This is a genomic window from Dyadobacter sp. LHD-138, assembly GCF_030929615.1.
In the GTDB taxonomy this organism is placed as follows: domain Bacteria; phylum Bacteroidota; class Bacteroidia; order Cytophagales; family Spirosomataceae; genus Dyadobacter.
The window spans coordinates 59,474-84,064 of the sequence record NZ_JAVFVU010000027.1 but is presented as its reverse complement, the minus strand read 5'-3'; the positions used below and the strand labels follow the sequence as shown (position 1 = coordinate 84,064).

18 protein-coding genes are annotated in these 24,591 nt (G+C 42.3%); 6 read left to right on the top strand and 12 right to left on the bottom strand.

From position 1 onward, the window contains the following. Positions 1-5: 5 nt before the first annotated feature. The 7 genes from RB622_RS19410 to RB622_RS19380 all read right to left on the bottom strand — a co-directional run bounded on the left by RB622_RS19410 (position 6) and on the right by RB622_RS19380 (position 7,831). Positions 6-671 (bottom strand): DUF2231 domain-containing protein, encoded by a 666-nt coding sequence (locus RB622_RS19410; RefSeq protein WP_308048271.1) that lies wholly within the window; start codon positions 669-671, stop codon positions 6-8. Between the two features lie 33 nt (positions 672-704). Continuing rightward, positions 705-776 (bottom strand): heavy metal-binding domain-containing protein, encoded by a 72-nt coding sequence (locus RB622_RS30370; protein WP_409021690.1) that lies wholly within the window; start codon positions 774-776, stop codon positions 705-707. Between the two features lie 21 nt (positions 777-797). Beyond that, positions 798-1,253, bottom strand: a complete 456-nt coding sequence (locus RB622_RS19405; RefSeq protein WP_308048270.1) for a 5-fold beta-flower protein — start codon at positions 1,251-1,253, stop codon at positions 798-800. A gap of 38 nt (positions 1,254-1,291) precedes the next feature. Next, positions 1,292-2,359, bottom strand: coding sequence for a YncE family protein (locus tag RB622_RS19400; RefSeq protein ID WP_308048269.1), 1,068 nt, complete (start codon positions 2,357-2,359; stop codon positions 1,292-1,294). A 109-nt stretch (positions 2,360-2,468) separates the two neighbouring features. Continuing rightward, a complete protein-coding gene (locus tag RB622_RS19395) occupies positions 2,469-2,870 on the bottom strand; it encodes an HYC_CC_PP family protein (RefSeq protein WP_308048268.1) in 402 nt (133 codons plus the stop codon). A 614-nt stretch (positions 2,871-3,484) separates the two neighbouring features. Then, positions 3,485-6,358 (bottom strand): DUF4347 domain-containing protein, encoded by a 2,874-nt coding sequence (locus RB622_RS19390; protein WP_308048267.1) that lies wholly within the window; start codon positions 6,356-6,358, stop codon positions 3,485-3,487. A gap of 822 nt (positions 6,359-7,180) precedes the next feature. Next, on the bottom strand, positions 7,181-7,831 hold the full coding sequence (locus RB622_RS19380) for a response regulator transcription factor (protein ID WP_308048266.1): 651 nt from the start codon (positions 7,829-7,831) through the stop codon (positions 7,181-7,183). A 289-nt stretch (positions 7,832-8,120) separates the two neighbouring features. On the opposite strand from RB622_RS19380, the gene RB622_RS19375 reads away from it, so the two are divergent. Continuing rightward, positions 8,121-8,531 carry a hypothetical protein gene (locus RB622_RS19375; protein ID WP_308048265.1) on the top strand — a complete coding sequence of 137 codons (411 nt, stop codon included), beginning with the start codon at positions 8,121-8,123 and terminating at the stop codon, positions 8,529-8,531. 153 nt (positions 8,532-8,684) lie between these two features. Continuing rightward, positions 8,685-11,855, top strand: a complete 3,171-nt coding sequence (locus tag RB622_RS19370; protein WP_308048264.1) for a two-component regulator propeller domain-containing protein — start codon at positions 8,685-8,687, stop codon at positions 11,853-11,855. A 666-nt stretch (positions 11,856-12,521) separates the two neighbouring features. Here RB622_RS19370 and RB622_RS19365 read toward each other — a convergent pair. Next, positions 12,522-13,163, bottom strand: a complete 642-nt coding sequence (locus RB622_RS19365) for a response regulator transcription factor (RefSeq protein ID WP_308048263.1) — start codon at positions 13,161-13,163, stop codon at positions 12,522-12,524. Positions 13,164-13,851: 688 nt separating this feature from the next. Here RB622_RS19365 and RB622_RS19360 point away from each other — a divergent pair. Both RB622_RS19360 and RB622_RS19355 read left to right on the top strand, forming a co-directional pair. Beyond that, positions 13,852-16,569, top strand: a complete 2,718-nt coding sequence (locus tag RB622_RS19360) for a hypothetical protein (protein WP_308048262.1) — start codon at positions 13,852-13,854, stop codon at positions 16,567-16,569. A 14-nt stretch (positions 16,570-16,583) separates the two neighbouring features. After that, a complete protein-coding gene (locus tag RB622_RS19355) occupies positions 16,584-16,913 on the top strand; it encodes a sensor histidine kinase (RefSeq protein ID WP_308048261.1) in 330 nt (109 codons plus the stop codon). A 236-nt stretch (positions 16,914-17,149) separates the two neighbouring features. Here the strand turns inward: RB622_RS19355 and RB622_RS19350 are convergent, their stop codons facing one another. Beyond that, positions 17,150-17,596 (bottom strand): hypothetical protein, encoded by a 447-nt coding sequence (locus tag RB622_RS19350; RefSeq protein WP_308048260.1) that lies wholly within the window; start codon positions 17,594-17,596, stop codon positions 17,150-17,152. A gap of 871 nt (positions 17,597-18,467) precedes the next feature. Here RB622_RS19350 and RB622_RS19345 point away from each other — a divergent pair. Beyond that, complete coding sequence (locus RB622_RS19345) at positions 18,468-19,034, top strand: hypothetical protein (protein WP_308048259.1); 567 nt, start codon at positions 18,468-18,470, stop codon at positions 19,032-19,034. Between the two features lie 288 nt (positions 19,035-19,322). On the opposite strand, the gene RB622_RS19340 is transcribed toward RB622_RS19345, so the two are convergent. The 3 genes from RB622_RS19340 to RB622_RS19330 all read right to left on the bottom strand — a co-directional run bounded on the left by RB622_RS19340 (position 19,323) and on the right by RB622_RS19330 (position 22,147). Continuing rightward, positions 19,323-19,973 (bottom strand): response regulator transcription factor, encoded by a 651-nt coding sequence (locus RB622_RS19340; protein ID WP_308048258.1) that lies wholly within the window; start codon positions 19,971-19,973, stop codon positions 19,323-19,325. A gap of 312 nt (positions 19,974-20,285) precedes the next feature. Then, a complete protein-coding gene (locus tag RB622_RS19335) occupies positions 20,286-21,608 on the bottom strand; it encodes a DUF389 domain-containing protein (protein ID WP_308048257.1) in 1,323 nt (440 codons plus the stop codon). 74 nt (positions 21,609-21,682) lie between these two features. Then, on the bottom strand, positions 21,683-22,147 hold the full coding sequence (locus RB622_RS19330; protein ID WP_308048256.1) for a hypothetical protein: 465 nt from the start codon (positions 22,145-22,147) through the stop codon (positions 21,683-21,685). A gap of 1,369 nt (positions 22,148-23,516) precedes the next feature. On the opposite strand from RB622_RS19330, the gene RB622_RS19325 reads away from it, so the two are divergent. Continuing rightward, positions 23,517-24,269: a DUF4347 domain-containing protein gene (locus tag RB622_RS19325; RefSeq protein ID WP_308048255.1), complete on the top strand. Its 753-nt coding sequence runs from the start codon at positions 23,517-23,519 to the stop codon at positions 24,267-24,269. Positions 24,270-24,591 lie beyond the last annotated feature (322 nt).

Genomic DNA, 24,591 nt, shown 5'->3' with positions numbered 1-24,591 from the left:
AGTTATTAATGATGATGCTGTTCCAGTAAGTAGCCTTTTGCCCCAACACCATACTTATGGACCAGTTCCGCGCCATGATGGCCCGTATAGGCAACAAAGAATGCGGCCGCACTCATGGCGATAGCTACAGAAATGTTAACCCAAACATTTCTTTTCAGAAAAAAAAGGTTTACCGATTGTATCAGCAGTGCTATTCCTGACAGCCATTGTGTATAAGACGCATATTTTTCATGCTCTTCTAGTACAGCCTGAACCGCTGCTGCCAACTCGGAGGTATGCGGGTGAAACCAGGTGGATGAAGCGTAAGCCCCAATAAAGCCAAATAGTAAAACCACCCAGGCAATGATGGTGATTTCCTTTTTGTAGACAAATAATCCAACCCATTGCAGAAGGGCTGCCATGATCAACAGGACAATTGGAAAGTGTACGACCAAAGGGTGTAGTGTCGGGAACTCATTAAGTCCATGTTGATGAGCACCATCCGTGCTCATAGCCGCTTGCATGGCTGTGCTATCATGTATACCATGCTTGTGCCGCGAAGGTGAGGAAACTGCCTGGATAAAATCCGGCTTGTGCTTGCCATGGTCTTTCCCATTATGGGCAAATAAAGATGCACCAATCAGCAATAACATGCATGTCAGCAAAGCTGATATTTTAGTTATTAATTCCATTGGAATGAGTATTAAATAATTGTATCGTGGAACCTATTTTTTAACTAGCTTCATGTGACATTTGGAGCTGCTATCCCCCTCTTTTCCCCTGATCTCTGGATGCATCGGGCATACTTAGGCAGCAGCCTAAGTGATTGGCTTCTTATGGCTGGCATCCAGACCATTATCAAAGCAATGTAAAACACAGGCCATTCCTTTACAACTGGAATGGACATTGCCTATTATCTTACCGGATGCATCTAAGATATCGCAGGTTTCCCCTTTGTCCTTTACAGTTAAATGTAATTCGCCATTCGCATTGAAATAGGTCTTTCCATCTTTACCCATCCGTCCCATTTTTTTGTTGGTTTTGGCATCGACCAGGTTTCCTTGTCCATCCACAAAGGCAATCTTATGGCCATCATGATCCTGGACAATTTTGTCTTTGGTAACCAATCCGATGGTTACCCCGCCTGAGTCAGCAATCTTCCCATCTTTTGCAATACTCATCGGCTGCTTATAATTAGTCTGTGCAAACAGCATGACAGGAAAGGCAAAGATTGCCACCAAGAGCAGCGCGGATATTTTATTACATGGTTTCATTGTTTTACTTAGTTCATGGTTACAAATCGATTTAATAATTATTGTTTTATTGCAATCCCATTTGGCTTTTTACCGACCGGAATATCTTTGATTTTTGTATGGGTGGAAACATTGATAAGAGATACACTCTGCGCCATTTGATTGGTTACATAAGCCAAGTTGCCGTCCGCAGTAAAACCTATTGCATGCGCACCAGCGCCAGCATCAAAGACCCCGCCATGCATCCAGTCTTCCATCGCACTGTCCCATTTCCAATAATGCACTTTACCGTTATCCGGGTCGGTTACCCATAATTCTTGTCTTTTAGCGAGGTGGGTAGCACTGCCCGGCATAAAACCGAGTGCGATGGTCTGAATAACCTTGTCTGTTACTACATCAATAATGCTAATGCTTTGCCCATCTTCGTTGTCCACATACATCTTGCCATCGTAACCAATCCAGGCGGCAACCGGGTTATCGCCCACGGGAATGGCCGCTACGACTGCTTTACTTGAAGGATTGATGACCGAGACATTATCATCTGCGCCATTGGCGACGTAAGCCTTAGAGCCATCGGCCGAAAATGTCACTTCGGCAGGCTCCATACCCACAGCAATCGTGTTTTTCAAGGTGTAGGTAGCTGCATCAAAGACAAGCACCTTTCCTTTGATATCCATTTGAGATGTCCATATTTCTTTGCCATCGGGAGAGTAAACTGCGTTGTGGTTCATGACAGGTACTTCCAAATCTTTTAAAACTATACCCTTTACAGCATCCAAAACAAGCACCCTCCCTTTCATACCAGCCCTACCCCCTGCATGGCCAGCGCTCAAATCCATTCCAGGAACTGCGACAGTCAACCTATGCTCTCCTAAGCTTTGGAGATGATAAATGTGATGTGGCCACATGATCATCCCTGCTGAACCAGTCATTAGATCCAAAGTTTCGGAAACTGTTTGATCCGATAAGCGGATCACAGAAACCGTAGCATCTTCTCCATTAACCACATAGGCAGCAGGATAATCTATATTTTTTTCCATGGGCATATCGTCCATGACATGTTTACGGCAGGCAGAAAATGAGGTAATGGCTAGCAGCAGAATTGCTCCATAGGTAATGCGTAGCATAGCTTTTATGTCTTAATAAATGAAAAGAAAGATTGACCAGTGCTGACAGGAGTATAGCACTAGGAGCCCGGCAAGTACATTTTGCCTGGCACGAAAGGAGTAAAAAATTTTAAATCAGGTAACTGCAGTGCAGAATATAAACCGGGACTGGCTTACTTCGGGGAGGAGCATTACTTTGATTACTCGTCTCTAAAACATTCGAGTAAAAGGCTGCTAAAAATTCATACGTAACCACTTCATTTAACATTGCCACAGATAGCAATGGGTTACTGAAAGTATCTTCTGCCAGTTCCCGGGAATCGTCTGTCTTTACTTTTTTGAACTCATCTTTACAGCATCCGTTTTTTGTGGACTGACTTTTCTCCATCCCACAATTTTCACAGTGTCCCTTGTCAGCCTTTGTAACCTCCCAATTGACGACCTCCCCCATACAGTAATGCAGGTGTACCGTAACACCGGTTGCAGTACCCAGGTAAAGAAAGGTCAGGAAAAATATAGTAAGCTTTCTCATGAGAACATTAAAAATCTAAAATTGACAAAACAATATTGTATTTTATTGTATAATTATGGATCAGACTTACATATTTTTTGGATTGATTAGCATTGACCGCACATCCCTTTAAATTCTTATTAAGTAAACCCGTTGGGTGAAATAGAATAAATACAAAAAAGAAGAATGCACATTGGTTAAATTGAACACAAAGTTGGAAGAAAGCACAAAGTGATTGATTTAAAAGTATTGGCATTAAATTTGATAGCTAAATATATGTCTATAGACAGCGAAATTTTGCTTTTTCAAATGATTCCTCTTTGAGAGCCTCTATGGCCACTTTTGCCTTAAAGCTCAGACTAAATTTTCTGCGTTCTTTTTTCATAGTCAACCACTAAGTTAGAAATTTTAACAGCTGTCCAGTTATTGGAGAGTATTATACTTGAATGAATGCCAGACTTCTGAAGACTTTCCTCAATACAAGATTGATTTTGGGAACTCTAAGAGAAACAAAACCGCCGAATTATGCCAGTTTCTAACATATTCGGCGGCTTTACTTTTGTAACTTGCTATTTATCAAACAAATGAACTCTTAATTTAAGCTCAACATCAAAACAGTCTCGCATTTGTTTTGATTATTTGACAACTGCTATTTTGATTGTTTTATTCCAACCATCAGACGATGTCACATTTACTAAATACAGACCCGTAGCAAGTCCTTTTGTTGGTAGTTGAATACTTTTCAACTTGGAATTTGTTTCAAAAACCTCATTTCCAGATAGGCTATGCATTTTTATTTTGAAAGAGCTCTGACTTTCAGGAAGAGATAGATTTATAGTTTCTCCTGCTGCCAGTACGGTTGGCCACGCAACTATAGTCGGCACATTCTCGAAGCGCACCGACCGCATGCTGCTGTAAGCATAAGTGCCGTCAGTATCGATCATTTTTAACCGGTAGTAGCGTGTACCTGCCAGCATAGCTGCATTTCTGTCAATGAACTGGTAGTTGCCGGCTTTAAGTTCGTTGGACTCCTCGGTACCCACGTAGGCGAACTGCTTTCCATTGAGCGAACGTTCAATCTCATAGCGGTCGAAGCTTACCTGATCGGCCGCTTTCCATGTAAGCAAGACATCATTTTCCTGTGACATGGCCTGAAATGATACCAATCGCACCGGAAGGGCCGGATTATACCCAACAACCGCGGTGGCATTGTCAGTCAATCCCGTACCGGTTTCGGTCAACGTATAAGTAATTGCCGTTGGATCGCTAGTGAAACCAGGATTCGGATCGAAGGTCAGATCACTAGTGGCAGGGTCATAGGTCCATACACCTTGCCCAGGCACGGTCAGCGTGTTACCCGAAACAGAGCTGCCGGCCGGCAATCCGGTCGTGGTCAGCAGAACAGAAGTGTTGGCCGGCGTCGCCGGGCTTCCATCGGAAAGCAAATCGTTGGTCAGGATATTCTGTGTAACATTTGTCCCCGGCGTATTGTTTGTGCTGCTATCGTTGTTTGCTGCCGGGGCTACCTGATTATACCCAACAGCAGCGGTCGCATTGTCGGTAAGTCCCGTACTGGTTTCGGTCAAAGTATAAGTACAAGCCGTTGGATCGCTGGTAAAACCAGGATTCGGATCGAAGGTCAGATTACCTGTGGCAGGGTCATAGGTCCATACACCTTGCCCAGGCACGGTCAGCGTGTTACCCGAGACAGAGCTACCGGCCGGCAATCCGGTCGTGGTCAGCAGAACAGAAGTGTTGGCCGGTGTAGCTGGGCTCGTACCGTCTGAGAGTAGGTCATTGGCCAGGATATTCTGTGTAACATTTGCGCCTGGCGTATTGCCGGTGCTACTATTGTTGTTTGCAGCAGGGGGAATACAGGCATAACTAACAGTGGCTACCAAAAAATTATTATTTACTGGCACGAAGCATCCAGCATTAGTCAAGCCATCAGGTGTGGCTGCCGGAGCTCCATAAGTATTGGTTGTATTGTCATTTACAATAAAATTTTTCGTTCCCGCTTCCTTTGCATCTGAGCAACCATCACCATCGCTATCTGTATCCAAATAGTCCGGAACTCCATCTGAATCTGTGTCCGCCGGTGCAGAACAAACTACCGTCGTTACACCTGTGGGGCAACCATTATCGTCCAAAATTGATGGATTTAAATCTAACCGACAATTGGTTAATGTTGTAGATAAAGATGTACAACCAGACTCATATGCATCCGGTATGCCATCATTGTCACTATCTAAGTCCAATTTATTAGGGATATTATCTCCATCAGTGTCAACAGCGCATGGTTGCGTACTTGCAAGCCAAACTGATATGGCGTCCGCAATTCCCGCCCCTGACGTACCCGCTCCGGTAAAAGAAACAGTTACCGTGCTCACCAAATCATTAGATACCCCTTTGAAGATAATAGAGGCGGTGGCATCCGCCGAGGGCGCATTGCTCGTAACCGTCGGGAAAGTTAAAGCTCCCGTCGACCTGTTAAAAAACCCGTTTGCGGTAGAACCGTTAGTATAATACTGATAGAAACTGGCCCTGGATGCGCTACTGCCGGCAGCAGCTACCACAGAAAAAGTACCGGTTACGGGTGTTCCCGCAGCATTCCGTCTGTCCACATCAACTAAATAGATCAATATTTCCCTCGCGGGTACAGCAGGAGAAAAGGTGTAAGTAATCGTACCACTCCCACTATTAGTACCCGCCCTCGTTCTGGCAGTGAAAGTTGAGGAAGGTATTCCAACACTGTTGGTAGCGGTGGCAGCGGATGTAGTGTTATAAGTCGTCAAACCAGCTGTAATAGATCCAGTCGCTGTTCCGTTTCCGGATATCGACACCGTGGAAGATGTACCACCGGTCCATGCGGCACTAGCCCCTGATGAACTGACCCAACTTCCAGTTTCCGGGCCACATTCAAGTAAATTAGAGATCCCGTCGTTGTCGATATCTGCGTCAATAACATCGGGGACGCCATCCCCATCTGAGTCAGGGTTAGTTGCCGAGGGTGAAATACACTGCAAATTGAATGCATAACTTTCCATTCCCATAACAGCGACAGGCTCCCCAATTTCTAGTTTCCAATCTCCGTCCTTACCTGTAATATCAGCTGATGCCGAAACACTAAGTCCCAAGGCGTCTTCAAGATATCTCACAGCGTTTTCCCCTTTTTCTCCTTTCCCAAATTCACAACCATAAACATTTAAATGAGAGTAATTAGTAATTCGTTGCTTTAGAAATTTTGCAATTTGTTCAGCATCTAGCCAATGTCCATTTATGGACAGTTGTCCCGATCGACCGTGCGAGAATAAATGAAAAGTGTTATGATCCAATACTCCTTCATTCAAAGAATATTTGTTTACATTAATGTCCACAAACACATTCGATTTATATTCTTCGTTAGAAATATTAGCCATGAATAAATTGGCCTCACTGGCATTCACTGTATTTACCTCCCAGAGGCACCATGTCAGAATCCAAAAAACAAAAGGTATAATCTGTTTCATAAAAAATAAATTTGGTTGTTACACAATTACTATTTGTCAAGATAAATGAATGAAAATATCCCGTTGGGTGAAACTACGTGATTTGAACTTTGATGTAATTTGCGCTTCTGTTAGCACATAATTGTTAATATATTGAATCGAGGTTAAAGCAGTAGTTCTTGCAAGAATTCTTGTTTAAAACCATCAAAACTTTTGGTGTAATTTCTCCCGATCATAAACTGATCACGCAATTGGAAAAAGCGTTTCTATTCTTTTTCTGGTTCTTCTGAAGACATATGTCTGATTTTTACATTTCTTTTGGTTACTGCTCATTGGTGTTTCCAGGAGGATATTAACTGATTGAAATAGGTCCAATTGCTGTTGAGTTGATATGCATCCGCGATCCGCAAGTAGTCGTACATTAGACAGTTGAGATTTAACGTCTTTTAAATATGCTATATCATAAACGTTGGCTTTGGTAATATTAATCGAGCTAAAACGCCTGATATTGTACATACTGCATGTACTCTAACTTTGTATTCAATTAAAGCAATATTCAAAGACTCAAGTGTTTCAAGAATTTTACGGTAATTTTTGAAATGCATATTGGGGTTTGCTTGTCAATTTTAACACACTAAATTTCAACTCATTAACCCAGTGCACATTCTTCTTTTTTGTACCTGTCCTGTTTCACTCAACTGGTTATTATATAATTATCGATCAGACTTACATAATTTTTGGATTAATCAGTAACAATCACTCTTACCTTTAAACATTCGTACAAGATGTCGCAGCAACTACAGCTTCGGATAAAAACAGCCCAAGGTATTAAACATAGAATAACTAACTTCTCGGGTACAACTGCTCATATTTTTGCATGAGGTCAAAAATATTATCCACACCCATTTTATTGAAAATGCGTACACGATGCGTATTCACTGTCGATGTGGAGAGATTCAGATGTGCCGCTATTTCAGTAACACCTTTTCTAGCGTAAAACAATTGTAAAATTTCTCTCTCTCGTATCGATAACAATTCCAGCTCATTTGAAGAAAGGCTCTGAACTTTATGAGGCTTAATGTATGTACTCAATGTCAAATCGCGGATATCTTCGCTCAGATAAATCCGGTCTCTTAATAGCACAGTTTCAATCGCTTGCCGAAATTCTGTTTCCGATGCCCTTTTGGACACGAAACCACTCGCTCCAGCTTTCACATATGGCAGCGCATAAATACTTTCTTCATAACCAGAAAACATCAGCAACCGTAGAGTGGGATGTACGGTCCGAAATTTCTCTACCATCTGCACCGAATTTCCGCCAGGTATAGCAATATCCATAATCACCAAATCATATTGCTCGGTATTGGTCGCCTGCAATGCTTTCCAGAATGTATCCACTTCTGTAAGAACTGCGTCAGTCAGGTAATTTCTGATCATCTGACAAGTTCCGGCGCTCATGATCGGGTGATCTTCAACTACTAAAATTCGCTTCATACTTGCCTCCGTTAATTGATTTGACAATACTATGGCAAAGCAGTCAGATATTCGTGTAGCAATTTTGCGACAGTTACACAAAATTTGTGAACGAAGTCATTGTAATTATGACAAAACGTTGCCGAAAATCAAATTACCTTTACCCCCTATGACTCATCAACGGTGATGAGACTGAACTGAATTCCGAAATTAGCTTGGCGGAGCTATTCAACAGACATTAAATGCAAAAGCTGCATACGATTCGGGAGATACTTTTCAAACTTCTATTTACGAATAACCGGTCAAGCCAATGGTTGTAGCGATTATTGACTCCCACCCGGTCTTCCTTAGCGGACTGACCCAATTTTTATATGAATTCTTTCCGAAAGCCCAAGTAATTAGGTCTGTTAGTCTAAACGCATTTGACGAAAACAGAGTTGAGCTAAAACCGGATTTACTAATTCTAGGTGTAAACAGCTTCTTTAAAGTTGGAGAGTTGAAAACCCTAGAGGCAATCAAAGAATCGATGCCATCTGCCTACATTGTTGTATTATATGATGAGATTCACATGGCCATACCCCTTCTCAAGATTGGCGCAAGGGGCTTTCTTGCTAAAAGGGAAAGTTCAATTGAATTATTAGACTGCCTTCAGTGCATCCTAAAAGGCAAACGGTACCTCAACGAAGAAGTGTTTGAATGGATTGTCCGACCCACTTCTTAAAATTTAGCCTCGTTAATCACCATCCACCTCAATTGTGTTCGGTATACGAGTTGAAATGCTTTTTGCATCTCCAAGTTAAATCTTATATATTTCTACAAATCGTATTGCCCGATCGGTTTAAGAGTAACGAAACTTTATTTCGGGTTTAACTGAATGAAGACATTTTTACGATCAGTATTTTTGTGCCTCGTCTGTACTCTCGCGGGATACGGCTATCGAACGGATACTACGGGTTTCTCTGTCCAGCAATTTTCAGATGAAAATGGCCTGCCACAAAACAGTATAACTGGGCTCGCATTTGACAACATTGGATTTATCTGGATAGCCACACAAGGCGGATTGGCCCGATTCGATGGACAGAAAATGCTGGTATTTAACAAGACACAACTATCAATCGAAAGTGACCGGTTCGTGGGGTTAAAGATTAACGCTCTCACTGGCGGGCTCTACGCCTTAAATGAGCATAAGCAATTGGTTGTCATCAGAAATGGTTCTGCTAAAAAAGATACATTGTATCAGTCGGAACGCGCCCTGGAACTAGCAGCGATTACTCCATCAAACCAAAGCAAACGAACTGGATCCGTAAAAATTGACACGGTATCAAATGAAGGAATTTATCCCAAATACCGGCTTATCACAGGAGAAAAAGACAGATACTATCTGTATTCCGAGCATCATGTATCCTTTTTTAAGACCGGAAAACTGACGGGCACAATCCTTTTTGCCGGAAAACCGACTTTTCATCCCTTCCCGGGCGAACAGAATATGCGAAAGAAGTTTATTCAGCAGCATAAGAAATTCATTTGTGCCGACAACTTTATGGCTATCGGTTCAGAATTGTTTTACCACCTCAATAGCGAGGGCCCCGACTTTCTAAAAGTCTCGGAACATGGCCTGGCTCCAATGCCGCTCGAAGGAGACATTAAACAAAATCCCCGATATCGCAAAGAGCATACATCCATTCGCGTTATAACAAACAGGTTCAAAGGTCAGGCATTCGCGTATCTGGCGGGAAACACCTATCATATAACCTACAACGCAAAAGATAATGTTTTAGAGACGAAGTTGCTGATCAAAGGTTTTGATATAGAACAAAGTATGGTTTCACGCATGCTATATGACGAAGGTAACCGATCGCTATTCATGGGAAGTTTTTCAGAAGGTCTGAGAATGATCCGCCCAAAAATATTTCAAGTTTTGACGAACTTTAAACAACCGGATTTCCACAATGTTTATTACGCACATCTGCCTTATTCAAAGTCTTCGGTTATCATTCCAGATGGCGTTATACTGGGTAACTACCAAGCTTCTAAACAAGAAGGTATTATTTTTAGAAGCGCTGAGTCAACACTTCGATGGAGTATGCTTAAAGACAAGGCCGGTGATTTCTGGATATCAAAACAAAATCGATTACTTCAATTAACATCAGACGGCTCAAAACAAAAGTCTGTTTGGAAATTTACGAAAAACCCGCAACGCATATATCAGGGACTGGATGGAGCAATTTGGATTGGCTTCGAAAATGGGAATGTGAGCCGATTAAAACCGAGGGCTGCTAATACAGATAAACCTGATTGGGTGCTGAAAGTCGAGGGAGCCTGTACATTTCTTTATCAGGACAGACCCGGCCGAATCTGGATCGGAAGCAGCAAAGGCCTTGTCCTCTATGATAGCATAAAACGAATCGCGCGTCCCATCAAAGCCCTGGCGAAAAAACAAATCAGGAGTATTTACTCGACAAGCGGAGGAGAGCTGTGGGTTACAACCTATGGAGACGGAATATACCTGCTTGTCGATAATAAACTTATTAAAATGCCTCTGGATAAAAACGGTTATCTTAACTATGCACATTGCATTATTGAGGACGAACAAAATAATTTCTGGATATCTTCAAACAAAGGCTTGTTCCGTGCGTCGAAAGCAGACATGCTCGCCTACGGAAAGGGCAAAATATCACTTGTATTTTACAGATATTTTGGAAAAGATGACGGATTTATGACCAACGAGTTCAACGGCGGGTGCCAACCATGCGGCGTAAAGCTGGATGACGGGCATTTGTCATTTCCTTCAATGCGTGGCCTGGTTTGGTTTAAGCCCGCTCAGATCCCCTACCCCGATTTAAGTGCATCTTTTCTCCTTGAAAATCTAACAATAGATGATCAGGCACAAATCATGAACGATACACTACGGTTACGTTATGATTTCAAGCACGTGGCGTTTAATCTGGCTTCTCCGTATACCGGACGACCCGACAATCTGGATTTTCATTATTCAATGCAGCAAAGTAGCTCGGAGCCCAAAGGCTGGATCCGGGTTGATAAGGACCAAAAGATCAACATCTATAACCAAGAAGCAGGAACCTACACCATGATCGTTCGTAAAACCTCTGGTTTTGGGAACCGTTATGTTGAGAAGAAGCTAATATTGCTGGTAAGTGGCCCATGGTTTCTAAGTTGGTGGTTTATCTTCCTTACGCTATTCGTCCTGGCGACGATGTTCTGGTTATTAACCAAATGGCGGGTACGCAATCTACGCATTCAGAATGCGATGCTGAGCCAAAAAGTCGAGGATCGTACCGCAAATTTATTGAAAGTTCTTGATGACCTGAGAACTTCCGATGAGGCGCTACAAACACAACTTCAGTTACAAATGCGAATAATCGGCGTAATCAACCACGACGTTCATTCTCCGCTGGGTTATCTTAACAAGCACGTCCCACATTTTCTGAAGCAGATGGAACCGTTTTTGCCAAATCCCGAGACGGCTCACCTTGGCAATGCCATTAGTAAATCGACACAGAAAGTTTACGGTCTGGTCGACGACCTGTTGAAGTTTATCAAAGCCACGTATAATAAAAAGGGTCACATCAAACACGAACAAGTTATTATCCAGCAGCTACTTGAAAAAAAAGCACAGTTTTTTTTTGAAATGGCTCATGAAAATCAAACAGTAATTTCCGTTGCTCCAGGGCCCCCTTTGACGATCCACACCAACCAAACTTTGCTTGAAATAATGATTCACAACCTACTGGACAACGCAGTAAAACACACTCTCGGACAAAAGGTCAAACTGTCGGCCAATGAGTCACCTGAAAATAGAGCCACCATCATAATAGCAGATTCCGGTTTTGGGATTCCTCCCGAAATTATTGATTGGCTAAACGACGCGATAAGTTCACAAAACAAAATACCCAATGCAGAAATCCCTGTTAGTATCGGTCTGGGACTGGTGATGGTGAAAGAAATCAGCCTTCTTCTGGGCGTGCAAATAATAGCCGATTCTACCACTGGTGGAACGACCATTAAGCTAGTATTTAACAAATAGACTTACCAATTTACATTATCCAAGATTTCGGTTTTGATTCACTCCTTCTAAGATGACACTATAATCAGACAAAAAAATGCTGGCTAATCAGTCAGCATTTTAAAACAATAATACTAAACACTTCAATAAACTCCACCACAAACTTGTTACATCTCGATTCCGAGCGTTGCCGTCAAGACGTTTTCCTCTTTTAATCATCCTTGAAAGCGGACTCATTGCCTGTTCATGCCAACGTGCATAGTAAACAGTCCAATTCAATACCCAAACCACCATTCAAGCGGCAGAATACTATTCGATATTGCTTCTTGTAAAAACGGGCCTGGTTGCTCTTGCCTACCGAAAGCTCGTAGATTCCCATTACTCCGCCTTTCAGATTAAATTAAAAAAATGCGTTTTGTCCTGCGTCAAGTAAGTGCCACCCCAAAGAGGAACTTTTAATGAATGAATTCTCGGCCCTTTCAATAACGGGGGCATTGACTAAGCTGACTTTCTAATCTATCAAGTTCATCCTCGTAGCCCGCGAGCTGCCCGCCAGAAAACTGCGCGGGAGTCGACTGACTATAAAGCTCCCTGTGGACTGAAACAGCCAACAGAATAATCGTAATTTAGTTAACTTTAATATCAGCTATTTGGAAATGGTGATTCTCATTTGCTATTCATGTCCTCCTAAACCATCCTGATTGTAGGAAATACATGACACAACTGGACAACATTTTCCACCTTAAGTTTGGAAAAAATTATTTTTTTAACCGTGCTAATCGTAGATGGTTTTTTACCCAACTTGGAGGCTATCCAGTTCGTAGACCGTCCGTCGGCAAGGAACCGTGCAACTTCAAATTCCTTTCTACCCAGCTTGTCCGTAGATCTGGGTAGTGGCACCCGTGCACTTTTATGCTTCGCTCTCCAATAGAGTATCCATCCTTCCGGTGACAAATATTTCCCGCCATTTAAAACGGTATCAACACATTCGAGTAATACCTCTTCGGATTCGCTTTTTTGCATATACCCTCGCGCCCCTGCCTTTATCCATTTGATCATGGTACTTTGATAGCTACCTTCATCAAATAAAACCAACGGTACGTCCGGACAAATTTTCATGCACTGTTCAATTTCCGACAATGGATTTTTGTTTTTAAAGGTATTGACGGTTAAAACCAGCATGTCCGGCGTCAGCTCCTGAGTTAACGCAGCTATGGCATCGATACTGGAAACGGCCCGAATTTCAACCTGAGGCCTCTTATTCTTCAAAAACTTTGAAAAGCCTAATACTACAACCGGATAGGGATCAAAGAACACTAATGTCGCCATAGTTTTATAAATGTTTATACGAAGGATACTTTGTATATGTACTGTCAATTTTGAACGCAATGCCAAATATTTTTTTAGCCGGTGTTATCGTCCGCCTAATCGATGTCGCATCTCTTGATGCTATTTTATCACCCGATGTCTTGTATCAAATGTAATGGCGTTCCGGTTTTGTTACCTGTCATAAATTCCCACTACCCCTGTCATTATTTATATGATCTCGTAGCAAAATTGCGACAGGCACATACGAATTCCCGTAACGATTTGCCGATCGTTCCAAAACCGGAAGTACCAGAGTCATCTGTTTCATTTTTTTAACAGCAAGAGCTTTTGGCAGACTTATCGCCCCTATCGTTGTAAAAATCACCGCAGTCCCTTAGCACAAAAATCTAAGAGCGAACTACTTGCAACCGTCATAATCATCCCAAGGCGCCATATAGAAAAAATACTACAATACATATTTTAAAAATTGCATATAGTGACTAAATTTGTCCTACACTCCATCCCTCATCAAGTTTAGGTTCTTCCACTAATGGGAGAAGATATCACATGGAGCGATGCTCAAAATCATATTAATTTGATACAGCAATACTTACTCACTTTAATTATATTCTTTTCTGCATGTTCATGCTACGGCTTTCAATCGATTAGGCCGAAATATCACCTTCGACAATTTACCGATGAAAACGGCATGCCTCAAAATACCGTTCAGGATTTTACATTCGGGGACTATGGATTTTTGTGGATAGCAACCCAGGGTGGGCTGGTACGGTTCGACGGGAAGGAAATGATAACGTACTCCAGGAAAGATTTGTCTCTCAACAGTGACCGGTACGTCGTTGCCGGTTTCGATCTGGAAATGGGTACTGGCATTTTGACCGCTATAACCGAACATAGGCAACGGGTTATGATTAAAGGCGGTACAGCCCTCAAGGATCCACGGACAAAAACAGAACAAACGGCAAGTATAAGGTACATCCAGTCGCAGTTACTTTCCAAAAAAATTCGATTTGATACGATCAGGAATGTTGATGATTATCTTCAGTACAAAATTATTGGGACAGGTAATAAGCGATTTTTTATTTACACAGACCAAAAGGTAGTCTTTTTCGAAAATGGCAAGTTGACCGACGTCATACCCTTTAAAGGCCTGCCCTACTTCAAACCATTACCGTCGGTTCCTCATATCCGAGAGCAGGTGGTTTCACAAACCAAGCAACTCGTATGCCTTGATAATTTCATGGGTATCAGCAATAACCTGTTCTATCATCAAGGAAGTAAAGGAGTGATGCTTCTTAAAATTTCTAGACAGGGAACGACCCCCTTGAGACTGCGTGGTGACATTGAACAAAATCAGGCTTTTGACAAAGAAAAAGATCGGATACGCATCATAACCAACCGGTTTCACGGGCAGGCATTTGCCTATTTACGGGGCAGCATCTATCAGATTCTTTACCGCAAATCCACCGGAAAGCTTGATACCAGGCTTTTGATTGAAGATCTAGACATTGACAAAAAACTGATCCATAGGATGATTTACGACGAAGGAAATGGTACATTGTTCTTAGGAAGCGTTTCTCAGGGTTTGTTTGTAGCACGACCCAATCTGTTTCAGATTGTAGGCCAACCTGCAAAAAAAGAGTTCAATAGTTTCTTTTACGCACATCTGCCGTATTCCGACTCATCCGTAGTTATTCCCGAAGGATTTGTTGTAAGCAGTTCAGGGGCATCTCCACTCGACAAATCGTTCTTAAAATTAGGAATGGATGGCTCTGGTTATGGAATGCTGCGCGATACTGATGGTGATATCTGGAGTATCGGTACACATGCGTTTTTTCGATTATCGCCACAAGGTAAGCTCAGGAATCGTTGGCCAACCGGTACTAAGCAGCCCGAACGGCTCTATCAGGGCATGGATAGTGGAATTTGGATCGGTTATCGGACGGGTGAACTCTCCTACCTTTCCAATTACAAGGATATCTCACAGCCGCCTCCCCTGGTCACCAAATTCAATGGCAAATGTACTTTTTTACATCAGGATCGACCTGGTCGGCTTTGGGTCGGCACCAGTGCGGGACTTTATCTTTATGACAGACTCAGAAATGTGACTTTTCCTGTACGGGGACTGAAGGGCAAAAACATCCGCAGCATCTTCCACACAAAACCCGATGAACTTTGGATTACCACCTACGGCGAGGGTATTTTTCTTCTGACCGGCAACCGCCTGTACAAAATGCCCTTAGACGATAATAAGTATCTGGCTTACGCACATTGTATACTGGAAGATGCTTACGGGTACTTTTGGATCTCAGCCAACAAGGGACTTTTCCGAGTATCCAGACAGGACATGCTCAATTATGCGACGGGAAAAATTGATAATGTATTCTACTTGTATCATAACAAGGATGACGGCTTTCTAACCAACGAGTTCAATGGCGGGTGCCAGCCCTGTGGCATCAAACTGGCTGACGGACATTTTTCTTTCCCATCGATGAATGGCTTAGTCTGGTTTAAGCCGGAAGACATACCACTTCCTGACCTGTCAGCTCCTATACGTTTTGAAGGCTTCACGCTCGATAAGCTGCCGATTAGTCCAAACGACACCATACGTTTGCCATACAATTACAAACACTTCACTCTGAATGTAAGGTCTCCCTTTATGGGGCTGCTTACTGATAACGTCGAGTTTTTCTACTCTCTTCAGCAATCCGCAAAAGACCCGCAAAATTGGGAACGGATAAACAAAGCAGAACGTATTGATTTGTATCGCATAAACGCAGGTGTTTATACCCTTACTGTCCGTCAGAATATCGGCTTTGGAGGCAGACATCTGGAGAAGCGCCTTACCTTGATCATCGAATCGGCTTGGTTCCTTAGCTGGTGGTTTATCTCGTTAGTGCTGCTGGTGTTGGGTCTAGCTTTCTGGCAAGGGATCCGGTGGCATGTGCGCCGTTTGGTCCACCAAAATGCATCATTGGCGCGAAAGGTGCAGGAACATACCTCCGATTTGTCCCGGACCCTGGAAAATCTGAAAGCTTCTGATCAAGCATTGCAGACCCAGTTACATATACAGATGCGCATCGTCGGGGCCATTAACCATGATCTTCACGCTCCGCTGAAATTTCTGAGTGCTTGTATCCCGCGTTATCTGGAACAGGTTTCCCGCCAGCCGGATGATCCTGAGACGGTCCGGCTAGGCACATCAATCGGCAACTCGACACTTAAAGTTTACAGACTGGCTGACGACCTGTTGACGTTTATCAAAGCAACATATAATAAAAAAGGCAAAATCGTTTACGAAGTAATCCAGGTCTGCGAAATCTTAGAAGCCAAGATATTTTTTTTAGTGAAATCGCACATGAGAACCAGGCAACCATTCAATTGGAATGTGCCCCAGACCTTACAGTAAACACCAATCGGGTGATGATTGAAATAATCATACACAATCTGATCGACAACGCCCTGAAGCATACGTACGGACAAGTTATTCATATTGCTGTGACCCAGGCCGAAAAGGATACCATTGAACTTACCATTACTGATTCAGGATTTGGAATGGATGACGGGATAACTGATTGGTTAAATCGTATCTACGATGCTGTCAGCGCCGATTTCTCCAATCCTCCTCAAACGCCGCCGAACCTAGGGCTGGGGCTGATTATGGTTAAGGAAATTACCATGTTACTGGGAATTCGGATTAAGGCTGTTTCAACCCATGAGGGTACAACAATTATGTTAATTTTTAATAGATAAAATATTGTTTACCAGTAAACGCCATCACCCGGATAGTAATTTTGACTTTATGCTGGTAAAACCGGCTTTTAGTTGTTGTCCCAAAATTCATTTTAAAACAAGGTTCAATTTTGTCCAAACAAAATGCAACATTTTACCACATGCAAATGAGTTGAGTTCGTACAATTTGGAATTTCGTGGAGTACCCCATTTGCCAGTCACAACAGGTTATCTTAAATCAGTTTCATCGGTTTTAGTCAGGGCATTTTTAACGTTGCCAGTTGAGCTTCGTATTCAGCCACCTTATTTTTGAGCGACTCAATATCCCCGGTAAGGTCTTTATGCCTTTTTTCTGCCTTTCTGGCTTTTTTCGCATCACGATGCGCTTTACGTGCGGCCCTTTTTGCTTGACGCGCAAGTTTTCTGTCTTGCGAATCCTTTTCGAGCGCGATCGCAGCTTCCTTATTTTCATCCGCCGATCGCTGAGCCGTTTCAGCAGTCTGGTTTACCTGCGCCGTTTTCTCTTGTAACTGATTTTCAAGCCTCGCAAGTTCTAATCTGCATTCATTGAGTTTTTTACCGATTCCCAACATTTCCTTCCGGGCATACAGGACATTAATTGAATCTTTCGATACTACCTGGCTGTACGAAGCAATCGGCATAAATAGAAAGCCGATAACTGCAATCACTTCTTTTAATATCATAGTTGAAATTGTCAAGTAATTATTATTAGCAATAGACATTATCAAGATTTATTTTGTAGTGCTTTCGGCAGTCGGCTCTAGGCCTTCAGATTAGCGTGCGAAACCAAATTTTGGACGATTGCCGACTCCAAAACTGTCTTACAGTTTAATTCGTGATAAGGTCTGATGACTCACAAGAGAATCCTTATGTATTTTTAAAAAATAACGCGATCAAAAATATGTATCTGACAAATCCACTGCATCGATGTCGTATTTCAAAGTTCGATCGGCAGAAGGTATTTTAACAGGACAAAACAAAAAACACACCCTATTTGCATTGAAAAAAAATTGACACCATTGTCGTAGGCACATCCGCAAATCGATAGATTACCACGTGGCTTTGGCCAGAATGAATCGGACATTTCGACGATGCGAGTGTGTTCAAGTCAGGATATCCTTTGGCATTAAACGTTAAACTGCTTCTCAAAAAATTTCTGCCAACCTTATATGTCACCTCAACCTTACGCTCTATTGAGCGCCGCTTTCATAAACTGCATAAAATAGCGCAGGCCAGCGCCTGGCATAAAGGGATAAGCTTCATCAACTAGATAAACACTAAAAGCTATTATGGAAACTATTGAAACATCATGTTTACATTTTGGTAACAATTCAAAATTAGTCGGTAAATCCGGTCATTTTTGTAACAATTCGATTGCCATCGAGTCAACTATTTAATTCGACTGTCGCAAAATTATGAAAGTCCGTCCGTCATTTTATTACAGGCATATTGAGATGAGGTATCGTACATTAGGAGACATGTTAAGCATGGCTGTCCTACTTTAACAAACCACCTACCCAGCAAACAGAATACAATCATTAACCAAGTATTTACATGGATTATTACAGAAAAAGCTCAGAAAAAAGCGTGCTGCGACGGAATTTATCGTTGATTTTAATAGTAGGCCTCGCCTTACTATTATACATCGATAATTTGAACGATAAACCGAAAAGCAAAACGAAATTATTAGATGTACGGGAAAATAACGACGCAATAAATATGTACGTTGACTATATTACTCACAACACGGATCAGATGAAACCGGATCATGAATATAGTAGTCAGGCCTTGTTAAAATTATTATGGGCGACAACAGCCGCCGCCGATTTTTCGGAAGTGACTCTTGACGGTAGTGCTGAGAAAGTGACGAGGTATGCCAATAACATAATGGAAAATCCGCTCAAAGCTACGCACGCGTACGATATACGGAAAGCAGCAGATATACTGTCAGAAAACTTGCAAAAGATTCAGCGGGAACATTATCCCAGTCTTGCTTCAGAGGCCGACAATGTTAAAACCGCCGCCAGTCAAATCAATCCCGATATACTCGCACTTCAGCAAAAAGACGCGATCAACAACTTTTTTCTTAACGCGGGTCATCTCTTAGAAAAGATCAATTAAATGGTAACGCATATCACCAACCGACACATCTATTATAAAACTAGTTGTACTTTGACGATACTACCTGGACCGTACGATATCTGGTTGTGGAGACTGGTAACTGGCTATTCGGCAAATCAAAAAAGCCCTGACGTAATTTGTCGTTAAGAAGCAAACACCATTTCCGTACAATAATTCAAGCTCCCTTGGTATAACAAATGATTCATATCCAACGGAGCTTGTCTGTTTTTTACCTCATCTGAAAAAGAGTCGTATTTTTAAGATGTTATGGTATCTTAAACACTGTGTCTATTCCCCATGACATAACTGTTCATACTTCTGAATGAGGTCGAAAATATTATCCACGCCCATTTTGTTAAAAATGCGAACACGATGTGTATTGACCGTTGAGGTGGAAAGGTTAAGATGCGCAGCGATTTCTGTTACTCCTTTTCTGGCGTAGAACAATTGTAAAACTTCCTTTTCCCGTATCGAAAGCGACTCCAATACATTTGGAGAAAACACCTGGATTGCATGGGGTTTGATATAAGTATTCAACGTCAAATCACGGACATCGTCACTAAGGTAAATCCTGTCTCTGAAAAGTACAGTTTCGATTGCTCTCCGAAACTCTGTTTCGGAGGCCTTTTTGGAAATAAAACCGGTTGCACCAGCTTTAACATAGGGTAACGCATAAATACGTTCATCAAAACTCGAAAACATCAACAGCCGTAAATTTGGATGAACACTTCGGAACTTCACGACCATCTGAACTGAATTTCCTCCAGGTATTCCGATATCCATTATCACAAGGTCGAATTGCTCTACATTTGCAGCATGTAAAGCCTTCCAAAAAGTGTCTACCTCAGTAAATACCGCATCCGTCAAAAAACTTCTGATCATCTGACACGTTCCGGCACTCATGATCGGATGGTCCTCAACAATTAATATCCGCTTCATACCTGTTATCATTTAGGGGGGCTCTTATTGCAACCGAAATAGGTCACATGATGACAATAATTGATAACATTACAAAATTTAAGTAATTTTTTGTAATATAAATATGACATAAATTTCTACTTAACAAAAGTATTTTTACAACATTTTAATTATCAACATCTTGGCAAGCTCTGTAATTTTCGAAATGAATCCTAATACATATCGAATACATTGACCGTGGCATAACCAAGCAACCGAAATCCGATCTTTCAATTTGTTACATTGTCGCAAATAATTCGTTCCCTATTTTTAGCTGCCTTTATACCGGTTATCTCAAAAGGTCGCTCTCTCCACAAATATCTTGAGAGAATCGCTTTTAACCCTTACCTTTAACCAGCCTGAGATCTGCCCGAGCGAGCGAGTCGTCCGCGCGGGCGCGTCCGAACCTACTACTACGACCGTGTAGTTGCGCCGCTGTCCCGTTTTTCCGACAAATGTCTGTTTTTCGGCCGAGCAATAGGCCACTTCCGGAAACAGCAACTTCATTTCCGTGAATAGCATTCCTCCCATTCCCTTGGACTGCACAACGCTGTCCTGCGCCTGCAACGATCGTCCAAGCTGGCTTTTCAATTGGGCAATTTCTGTCTGGTATGACTCTCCCTTTAAAAACTCAGACGATACGTCGGAAACCGAAAAGCCTTGTTGGACTGTCAGCTGCGCGTCAGCCAGGCCATAAATACGCTTTCGTTTATCGAGCCTCTCCTTTTCGGTATTACTGATCGTTTTGCCTCCATAAATAAGCTTGATTCGCCTGTGCGTGGGATCCACCTCATTTTTCAACAAAAAATCCCCTTCAATGAAGCTTTCGTTGACGATAAAATTATTGGCTCGCTGGATAAAGTTTTCCCGCTGGACCAGCAACCAACCATAGTAAATCGCAGGAATAGTGGTAATCACGGCGATGAAGGACACCCACCGGTTGGCCATCCGTTTCTGGTTTTCATCCGCAGAATTCCTAACCGGATAGCCGAGCAGCCGCACGGTGATCAGTGTTGCACTCCCTATGAAAACCGTGTTGATTGTCAGAAGGTAAAAAGCGCCCAGGAAAAACTGCCAGTTGGCAGTCGCCAGCCCGTAGCCGGCCGTACAAAGCGGTGGCATCAGCGCCGTGGCAATTGCCACGCCCGGAATCACATTCCCTTTAAACCGGCTAGATATCGCAACAATACCGGCCAACCCGCCCATCAATGCGATAATCACATCATATATATTAGGCTGTGTCCGGGCCAGTAATTCGGAATGGGCCTGGTAAATCGGTGTAATGTAAAAATAGCCTGCCGACGTCAACAGCCCAACCAACAACGCAAAAAGATAATTAAAGAATGCTTTCTTAAACAAATCAAAGTCGTAGGTCGCAATGCCGTACCCCATTCCGAGGATAGGTCCCATTAAAGGTGAAACCAACATGGCACCAATAATCACGGCCGTAGAATTGACATTCAATCCAACCGAAGCAATAAAGATAGCGAAAATCAGAATCCAAAGGTTGGTACCTTTAAATTCGATGCCACCAGCCACCGTGTCGTGGATCACCGAAAATTCTTCCCTTTCAGGAGAAATATCTAACTTTCTTCTAAGATGTTCAAAAATAGACATATAACAGAAGGTTAAGTTGCCATTAAAAGGCTATTCAAATACGAGCTGAGATTTATTTTTCGAGGTACATCTGCTCATACTTTCGGCCTAGGACAAACGCGTTGTTCGTCCGCATTTTCTTGAAAATACGCAGCCAGCGGGTATGGAGGTCGATGTGGAACTGTTAAGCACAGTCTCGATCTCCCGTTCATGAAAAGCACCTTCCTAAACGCCAGGCGAGATTCCGCCCCTGACGCTTTTTTCGAAACGGACTTATCGGCCCCGGTTTTACCTGGGAGAAGGTTCAAACACCACTCGAAGACATTAATAAAACGAGTTAACAGAAATACCGTCTTGATTTTCTCCTCCATCTGTACGGAGTTCGTCACTGAGATTGTCATATCCATACTCACTAGGTCAAACCATCCGGCACCCGACGCCTCCACCTCCTGCCAGAAACTATCCACTTCTACAAAGATCGAACCAGCCAGATATTTTTTGGTCATCTGGCAAAATCCTACGCCCATAACTGGAGGCTCTTCACCTATTAATCGCTTCATACTATGGGATTAAATTCAGCACCCAAAATATACCAAACTATGTATAAGTCAGTGTCGCAAATTTGTGACACTGACACAAATTTGCGAAAGGCACTACCATTTGTATTGCATCACCTGTCCCTGAAAGGAAAACATTTTACGATCAAGTTCCTGGCGCCAAAGATTTTTAAAACAGCAACTGTTGTAATATTATGCTTCCACCAGTATTTCCGAACGGCTTGATTCAGTTCTGTTAGTATCTGATTTTCGCACAATTAAATTACTCAAAACATTCAAAAAGTAAAAATTAACCTGTCTCCTGCATTGTGGGCATCGAAAACCTTTCCCAGCCGAAAGACCCCAAATTAATCGATATCGTCCGCCGGTTCTCTGCCTAATAGTATTGCGAAGATATGTAGGAAACTATGTAATCGATTTTCACCTCCGCCCAAATTTCAAAACCTAGCGCATACCCGTAAAATAGTTTTAAGGGCATGGAAAATTTTTGATCACTATGATTTGTCGTAATCACTACATTTTATCGTAGTTACGGCAGCGTAGTTTCACGTCGTGAGGTACCCCCTGGCGGGATGCATGGGCGCGAGTTAAGGGGGGACGCACTTCATCCGCTCATTTAATGGACTGGTAAGTAGGAATAAACATTATCGACTAAATCGTTAACAATCTTTGACGACATCCGTACTTCGCCGTCCGGACTTTTGCGGCAAATTTTGTGTGGACGCCGATCTGTTTCATTTTGGAACACAAGAATTGTTTGTTTGAAACGAGCTCATACGCAGTAAAAGCGAACTACAAACCAGCAAAAAATTACGGGCAAGAAACATAAAACCTGCAGAGACTGCGCTTGATATTGCTTAAAAGTACCAGCTCTGTTACATCGTCCAATCCTTCACGACAAAACAGATAATGTCACTTTCGCGATAGTTCCCATCTTTGATCCGTTACGCAGGGGCTTTTTTCCAATTTCGTTACATGCGGGATAGAGATGCGCTCAACAAAGTCCATCGTAAAATGCTTTCTCCTCTGCTGAGAACGGATCGTTTGATTGATTTTATACGATTAACAATATTGTTACAATATCGCAAATATGGTGACCGTCACCGAACGAATTTGCGACATCAATAAAATACGATTTGTGTGTACAATTGCATAAGATATATTGTATTTGACAGCCAACTAATTGATTTAAATCATTTTACCCTCTGCCAAATTCAGTTTATAAGAATCAAGAAAATTTGTTTGTCAATCCTAAAACTTACTGTTTAAAGGTTGAGCGTATAGCTCATGTTTGACCCTGCCAAACAGGTTTAACACTTAAATTAAATAACAAAGTTGACATACATATTCATTTTACAAATTCACATACCTTATGAAACAATTTACATTCTCTATTTTGCTGTGTTTACCCTGGGTGCTTCATGGAGTGCTCCCGGTACAAGCCCCGGAACGGAGTTTCTCCCAGCGCCAGGTTTCCAGCCAGAAAACCTATCGGGAACAAATGCCGAATGTTTTTATCGATGCCGCAGTAAAGAAGTCTGGCCTTGAAACGGCCGAATTCGATACCAATATATATCACTTGCTTTCGCACGGCCGCCCTGGCGAGTTGCTGATTGATGGAGAATGGAAGAATGCCGGACAGATCGCGGCCTTTCTCAGAACCGTAACACCAAACATTCCAACTCAAATTCACCATTTGAATATTTACGGTTGTGAATTTGGAAAGGGACGAAAAGGACAAGAGGCTGTGGAGTATCTCGAAAGTACCCTAGGGCTCAGCATTTCTGCATCTGATGACATTACCGGTAAAGGCGGCGACTGGGTATTGGAGATCGGAAAGCCCTGGGCCGGTAACGGAAGTCTGTCATCATACACTTACTCATTGCAATATGGCCCCAGTGACGATTTCGACGGAGACGGAGTCATCAACAGTGCAGATATTGACGATGACAACGACGGTGCGCCGGATGACACGGAGAATGGTTGTGTTGTCCAGACGTTGATAAAATCGGGAATTTTTGCACTTTTCGAGTGTATAGTTTGTGGACATAGTGGCACTACTAAACGAAGTTTACCACAAGAATGTACATGTAAACAATCCCGAACTGCCGCACACCAAACTTGAATTAACGCTTCCCTACAGTAATTGGGAAATGACCAAACAAACTTTAGTCCTGGTTCTCGGAATAAAAACCAGTGATCTTGTTGAAGAGAGTATGTAGTTTTCCAAAATACTAATCTGGCTTTCTCAGGAATTCCTGTTTTCGATAGAAATGGGATTTTATTGTCAACTAGGCTCCTGACTAAAAACGATTGTTATTTTGTCGCAAATTTGTTATAAAGTAACAAAATATGAGACACTTTAATATTCGATTTGTTACAAGTTGTCAGCAATGCTGATAGTAATTTTGAAATATGAAAATCGGTTGGCCGTCAGTGATATAGAC

Bases quoted from the DNA above. Each gene is read 5' to 3' on its own strand.
- RB622_RS19410 (WP_308048271.1), bottom strand. From the start codon at position 671: ATGGAATTAATAACTAAAATATCAGCTTTGCTGACATGCATGTTATTG.
- RB622_RS19405 (WP_308048270.1), bottom strand. From the start codon at position 1,253: ATGAAACCATGTAATAAAATATCCGCGCTGCTCTTGGTGGCAATCTTT.
- RB622_RS19400 (WP_308048269.1), bottom strand. From the start codon at position 2,359: ATGCTACGCATTACCTATGGAGCAATTCTGCTGCTAGCCATTACCTCA.
- RB622_RS19395 (WP_308048268.1), bottom strand. From the start codon at position 2,870: ATGAGAAAGCTTACTATATTTTTCCTGACCTTTCTTTACCTGGGTACT.
- RB622_RS19390 (WP_308048267.1), bottom strand. From the start codon at position 6,358: ATGAAACAGATTATACCTTTTGTTTTTTGGATTCTGACATGGTGCCTC.
- RB622_RS19380 (WP_308048266.1), bottom strand. From the start codon at position 7,831: ATGAAGCGAATTTTAGTAGTTGAAGATCACCCGATCATGAGCGCCGGA.
- RB622_RS19375 (WP_308048265.1), top strand. From the start codon at position 8,121: ATGGTTGTAGCGATTATTGACTCCCACCCGGTCTTCCTTAGCGGACTG.
- RB622_RS19370 (WP_308048264.1), top strand. From the start codon at position 8,685: ATGAAGACATTTTTACGATCAGTATTTTTGTGCCTCGTCTGTACTCTC.
- RB622_RS19365 (WP_308048263.1), bottom strand. From the start codon at position 13,163: ATGGCGACATTAGTGTTCTTTGATCCCTATCCGGTTGTAGTATTAGGC.
- RB622_RS19360 (WP_308048262.1), top strand. From the start codon at position 13,852: ATGCCTCAAAATACCGTTCAGGATTTTACATTCGGGGACTATGGATTT.
- RB622_RS19355 (WP_308048261.1), top strand. From the start codon at position 16,584: ATGATTGAAATAATCATACACAATCTGATCGACAACGCCCTGAAGCAT.
- RB622_RS19350 (WP_308048260.1), bottom strand. From the start codon at position 17,596: ATGATATTAAAAGAAGTGATTGCAGTTATCGGCTTTCTATTTATGCCG.
- RB622_RS19345 (WP_308048259.1), top strand. From the start codon at position 18,468: ATGGATTATTACAGAAAAAGCTCAGAAAAAAGCGTGCTGCGACGGAAT.
- RB622_RS19340 (WP_308048258.1), bottom strand. From the start codon at position 19,973: ATGAAGCGGATATTAATTGTTGAGGACCATCCGATCATGAGTGCCGGA.
- RB622_RS19335 (WP_308048257.1), bottom strand. From the start codon at position 21,608: ATGTCTATTTTTGAACATCTTAGAAGAAAGTTAGATATTTCTCCTGAA.
- RB622_RS19330 (WP_308048256.1), bottom strand. From the start codon at position 22,147: ATGAAGCGATTAATAGGTGAAGAGCCTCCAGTTATGGGCGTAGGATTT.
- RB622_RS19325 (WP_308048255.1), top strand. From the start codon at position 23,517: ATGAAACAATTTACATTCTCTATTTTGCTGTGTTTACCCTGGGTGCTT.